This window comes from Vibrio genomosp. F10 str. 9ZD137, from assembly GCF_049974785.1.
GTDB lineage: Bacteria > Pseudomonadota > Gammaproteobacteria > Enterobacterales > Vibrionaceae > Vibrio.
Genome location: NZ_JBNGCJ010000651.1, coordinates 1 through 1,001 on the forward strand (window position 1 = coordinate 1; position 1,001 = coordinate 1,001).

The 1,001-nt window shown below is 37.8% G+C and carries 2 protein-coding genes; one reads left to right on the top strand and one right to left on the bottom strand.

Going from position 1 to position 1,001, the window contains the following annotated elements; genetic code table 11:
- The coding region (locus tag ACP45E_RS15830; protein ID WP_017038124.1) for a DUF4345 domain-containing protein at positions 1–387 on the top strand (387 nt) is incomplete at its 5' end.
- A gap of 116 nt (positions 388–503) precedes the next feature.
- Here ACP45E_RS15830 and ACP45E_RS15835 read toward each other — a convergent pair.
- Positions 504–905: a hypothetical protein gene (locus ACP45E_RS15835; RefSeq protein ID WP_017038123.1), complete on the bottom strand. Its 402-nt coding sequence runs from the start codon at positions 903–905 to the stop codon at positions 504–506.
- Positions 906–1,001 lie beyond the last annotated feature (96 nt).

Consider the following 1,001-nt stretch of genomic DNA (forward strand, 5'->3'; position numbering starts at 1 on the left):
ATTAACATGAAAAATATAAAGAAAAACTTTTTGATTTTTGCATTCTTTGCTGTAATTCCTATTGCCCTAGCTTATGGTATTTCCCCTAATTGGTTTGCTTCTACTTTCCTTGGCATAGAAACTCTTGATTTAAATATTGCACATATATTACGAGCTGTAATGTGCCTTTATATAGCGCTTGGATTATTTTGGTTATTCTCTGCTTTTAATAAGTCTTATAGAAATCCTGCATTGGTTACTGTAATAGTGTTCACTGGGGGCTTGGTCATTGGCAGAGTTATAAGTTACTTCGTTGATGGCATTCCACAACCGATTCTATTGCTTTATATAGGGTTAGAATTTGCTCTTGTACCTATTGCTTACTGGGTATTTAAGCAACCGGAATAGCTTGGTTATTGTCACAGCCTAACAAGAAATTCAACTGGACTAAACACAGTGGGCTTCGTTCGTGCCTCACTCATTTTAGCCCACTATTTTTAGCCAGTTAATTTGGCGTTATGTGCCTATTGAGATTTGTCAGCTTTGATACACATATTATCAATCTGATTTCGTGCTCCACACGTCCAAGACTCTCCCTCAATGGTCACGGTCTTGGGTGCATTTTCTAGGTTAAATATGCAGTAAAGTGGAACAGTGTCGTTGTCGCATGTTGCTTCTAGTTTAGTGGGGTTAACCAGTGCTACCGAAGCGCATGTACCGTCTTCATTATAATTTGAGCAGTACCACTCTTCGTTGTTCCATATAATGGTTTCAGGGTTCCACATACGGTTCTTATTGAAAACACATGTGCAAGGAATATCATCGGCGTCATCACCAATTTTAAAGGTATTTTTCTTTTCGTTAGAGGCAATCGCAATAGAAGAGAAAACAAATGCTAACGTGACAATGATAGTTGTTGGTTTCATGTTAAGTTCCCCTTTAATATTGAGTTAATAAATTATCGTGGTTCGTAGTATTCACGGCTTTGATCTGCGGCACATAACAAGCAATTTAAGAGGGAT

Excerpts from the sequence above, each read along its gene's own strand:
- ACP45E_RS15835 (WP_017038123.1), bottom strand. The coding sequence starts at position 905 with ATGAAACCAACAACTATCATTGTCACGTTAGCATTTGTTTTCTCTTCT.